At 48.0% G+C, this 4,373-nt stretch carries 3 protein-coding genes and 1 pseudogene; 3 read left to right on the top strand and 1 reads right to left on the bottom strand.

Going from position 1 to position 4,373, the window contains the following annotated elements; translation table 11 throughout:
- The 3 genes from RMO35_RS19330 to RMO35_RS19340 all read left to right on the top strand — a co-directional run.
- Positions 1-789: iron uptake porin (locus tag RMO35_RS19330; protein ID WP_309743278.1), on the top strand; the 789-nt coding region annotated here is incomplete at its 5' end.
- Positions 790-1,101: 312 nt separating this feature from the next.
- A complete protein-coding gene (locus RMO35_RS19335) occupies positions 1,102-2,886 on the top strand; it encodes an iron uptake porin (protein ID WP_309743280.1) in 1,785 nt (594 codons plus the stop codon).
- A gap of 126 nt (positions 2,887-3,012) precedes the next feature.
- A complete protein-coding gene (locus RMO35_RS19340) occupies positions 3,013-3,858 on the top strand; it encodes a dienelactone hydrolase family protein (RefSeq protein WP_309743282.1) in 846 nt (281 codons plus the stop codon).
- Between the two features lie 230 nt (positions 3,859-4,088).
- Here RMO35_RS19340 and RMO35_RS19345 read toward each other — a convergent pair.
- Positions 4,089-4,373: pseudogene (locus RMO35_RS19345) on the bottom strand (class I SAM-dependent methyltransferase); the annotation flags it as partial.

Here is a 4,373-nt window from a genome sequence, read left to right on the forward strand (position 1 = left end):
ACCTTCAACCCCATCCTGGCGAGTTCGGGCAGCGGGTCGATTTCTCGCTTCGGTCGCTTCAACCCTGTCTATCGCCTCAGCGGTGATGGTGCATCTCTAACGATCGATCACAAGTTTGCTGATGGATTAAACCTTTCAGTGGGTTATGCAGTGCCAGCAGCTAGCGGCTTGGTTAGTACAGCAGCTAACCCAGCACCAAATAGTGGCTTATTCAATGGTTCTAATGCCATCATCAGCCAGTTGAATTTTGCCCCCAGCAAGGACTTCGGCTTAGGTCTAGTTTATGCTCGGGCCTATAGTAGCGGTGGTACCAATATCAATGGTGGTACTGGTAGTAGTGCAGCTAATAGTCCCTTTGGTGCATTGCCAACTTCAGCTAACTATTACTCATTCTTGACTAGCTACAAATTAAGTCCCGGTTTTGTACTATCTGGTTGGGCTGGCTTTACAGAGGCTAATCGTGAGACGGCTGCTGGTGGTAATGCAAGTACTAGCAACTATGCAATTTCACTAGCCTTCCCCGACCTCGGTCAAAAAGGTAACAACTTAGCATTCATTGTAGGGATACCACCCAAACTTAATTCACGTAATGGGGCAGGTTTTACGGCTGCAAATGGTGCGAATATTGTCAACCCTGATACTTCTTATCACATTGAAGCTTTGTACAGAGTGAAATTGAGCGATAATTTAGCAATTACGCCTGGTATATTGTTCATCACCAATCCCGAGCATAATCGTGCTAACCCCACTGAGTATGTGGGTACCGTCAGAACGACCTTCACGTTCTAACTAATTTGGAGCAGCGGTAAGAGGGGAGCAAGCCAATTTAGCTTGCTCCTTTTTTGTGGTTGAGTTGTGAGTTTTTGCTGCTGTTGCTGTTGCTGGCTGAATATCTCGATGGTTAGATCGATCGAGCAAAATCCGATCTAGCAAAAATTTATACCCAGTTTTGACAACGCGATCGGTCTGAATTAACCTAGCACTCAGCGCGATCGCAAACTGTCAAATACCATGCAGAAACCAAAAAATTACTACTGTACGATTTGACCTGCTATACTCAATAGCATCAAAAATTTACAGTGTGAGGAAAAGCGCGATCGCATGATGAAATTGTTATCAAAAAATTTACGATCGTCACTCCTAATTGCTCTGGCTGTCTGGATTGCCGGAACATCTCTGGCAGCAGCTAATCCTACTGACAAATCGACAGAGGTCAGCCCCCAGAATAACCCTCAGCAGGTCGCGGCTGGCTCCAGCGAGCCTAGTGCCGAACAGATCGACCAAGCGACTCAAGCAACTGAAGTTAAACCCGGGGACTGGGCATATAAAACACTTCAAGCTTTAGGTAATAAATATAGCTGTAGCAACACCCCCAACGGTACTCAGACCCTATCACGAGAAGAATTTGCCACTAGCCTCAATGGTTGCGTTCAATCGATCGAGCAATTAGTCGCCCGGAGGAAGCCGCGTCGAAACATCAAGAGACGCCGACCAGCAGTAGTAGCACCAGCACCAGTACCAGAAGCAGCTCCAGAAGTCGCCCCACCGCCACCAGAACCCGCTCCTGTCGCCCCACCGCCACCAGTCGTACCAGAAGTCTCACAGCAGGATCTCGACCAGCTCAAAGCGCTAATTCAATCGTTCAATACTGAGCTACAAGCCGTAGACGGTCGCCTTCAAGTCTTAGATGCCAAAGTCACCAAACTCCAAGCCCAAAGCTTCTCTACTACCACTAAACTAGTTGGTGAAGCGATTTTTGCGGTCACTGGTTTAGCTGGCGGCCCTGCTAGCGCCAGTCGCAATACGATCTTTTCCGATCGCGTCCGCCTCAATTTCCGCAGTAGCTTTACTGGTAAAGACTTACTCTTAGTTCGCCTCCAAGCACGTAACAGCAATAGTTTTGCTGGAACTCCTTCCGGTACGAATATGGCGCGGTTAGGCTTTGAAGGTAGTGAAGAAAATGCTAGTACTCTCCACAGATTGCAATACCAATTGCCTCTGGCTGCCAACACTAAAGTGTATGTAGAAGCTGTCGGTAGTGAGTTCAACGATAACTACTACACTTTCAACCCCGAACACCAAGCGGCTGGTACTGGCTCGATCACCCGCTTTGGACGATTCAACCCCATTTATCGCCTCAGCAATGAGGGCGCAGGTATTGGTGTGGATCACAAGTTTAGCCCTGGTCTCGGTCTGGTTGTCAGCTATGCAGTCCCTCGTGTTGTTACTCCAGGAACAGCCACAGGCGTCACCCCAGTGACCCCAGCTACCACAGCCCTAGAAACTGTCAACAATCCGGCAAACGGTAGTGGCTTATTTAATGGCTCTAATGTGCTGTTTTCTCAACTTACTATCAAGCCTTCTGACGATGTGAGCTTAGGATTAATCTATGCTCGCTCTTACAATTCTGCTGGTACAGGAGTTTCTGGTAATAATGGTAGCAACTTCGCAAACAATCCTTTTGGATCGAGTTTTGGCTCGATAGCCCCAACATCAGCCAACCACTACGCATTAGCTGGTAGCGTTAATCTCTCTCCGAATTTGATTTTCTCTGCTTGGGGCGGTTTGAGTCAAGCCAGACGAGAGACTGCCGCAGGCGGTAGTGCTGATATCTGGAACTACGCTGGCACGCTAGCTGTAAAGGATTTTGGTTCCAAGGGTAGTACACTAGGTTTTGTATTAGGGATGCAGCCTAAAGTTACTAGTAATACTGTTGGTACTCGTGTCGATCGAGATACTAGCCTGCACATCGAAGCTTTTTATAAGTATAAAGTTAGCGACAATCTCTACATCACGCCGGGGTTGTTGATGCTAACTAATCCCGAACACAATAGTGCCTTGCCTACCGAGTATCTCGGTACGATTCGGACGACATTTGTATTCTAGTCGATCGAGCAAACCAACCGTCAGGGGTACCCACATGGGTACCCTTTCTTGTCTGAGAAATGTAATGTAGCAATCGATCGCGATTTGCGGTTTACTGATAATTAACCACCGATCGCTAAATAAATAATGAAACGCCGGGATATCTTACTTTCAGCCGCCAGTATCGCTACCGCCGCAGTCGTGGCAAATTCCCAACAGAGTACCGCTGCACCAAATTCCCCTGCGGTCACTAAACCAGAACCTAGAGTAGGCAAAACGATCGAGATTGCTCAGGGTTTACCCGGTTACTATGTCACACCTACCGGGACGGGTAAATTTCCCGCTGTCATCGTCTTGATGGAAGCTTACGGGCTAAATAACTGGTGTAAGAGTATCTGCAATCGATTGGCACAGTCTGGGTTTGCCGCAATCGCGCCGGACTTTTATCGGGGGACGACTTATGCTTATACCGATACTGCTGGAGCGATAGGCAAGCTCAAAACTCTCAATGATAATGCCATCATGAGCGATGTTGGCAAAAGTATCGATTTCCTAGCTGGCAAAACAGAAGTTAATGCCAATGGCATCGGGGTTATCGGTTTCTGTATGGGTGGTAGATATGCCTTCCTAACTAATGCTAATTATCCCACCAAAATCAAAGCCGCGATCTCTTTCTATGGTGGTGGTATCGACGCCACACCGGGTAATCCACTCGGTCAAAAATCCCTGCTCGATCGCGTCACAGCAATGCAAGCGCCGATAATGTTGATGTATGGTAGCGACGACCAACTCATCGCCGCTGACGAACATGGGCGAGTCTCCACTGCTCTTTCCAAAGCTAAGAAACGCTATATTCTCAATCTCTTTCCCAAAGCTGGACACGGTTTTATGAGCGATAGACGCGATAGTTATGCGCCAGAAGCCGCCACTGAAGCCTGGATGATGACGACTGGATTCTTTAGTCAAAATCTCAAGCCGAAGAAGCGCAAGTAAGCATAGAATCTCGATCTAGACAGTCCGATCTCGCTCTGGTTAGAAAACCAAACCAGAGCGAGTTCATATTCCGGCATTGCTGAATATGATACCAATCGAAATCCCTTGCCCTCACCCCGCCCTCGCCTCCGGCTCTGGCTCCCCTCTCCCAAGCTTGGGAGAGGGGTTAGGGGTGAGGGCAAGATCTATGCTTCATACCCAAATTCAGCAACGCTCCTATCCCCTATCCCCTATTCCCCGATTGATAAACCCGTCAATTTAACCTGCTGTTGTGCTATTGTCAATCCTTGACTCTGAATCAGTACGCCAAACTTACCCAACCCCATCGGATCGATTAATTGGTGTAAATTCTGACGACGCCGGAGTAAGGACTGCACATCGCCGCCACTACTCGAAATTGCCGCAATTCTTTCACCCAAACCCAATGCCATTAAAAACAGCCCCTGCTGACTAAATCCGACTGTTTGCAAGCCCAATAACTCACCTTGATTTTGAAGTGCGGTAAAATCGACATG

Source organism: Chamaesiphon sp. OTE_20_metabat_361, assembly GCF_031364565.1.

Bases quoted from the DNA above. Each gene is read 5' to 3' on its own strand.
- RMO35_RS19335 (WP_309743280.1), top strand. From the start codon at position 1,102: ATGATGAAATTGTTATCAAAAAATTTACGATCGTCACTCCTAATTGCT.
- RMO35_RS19340 (WP_309743282.1), top strand. From the start codon at position 3,013: ATGAAACGCCGGGATATCTTACTTTCAGCCGCCAGTATCGCTACCGCC.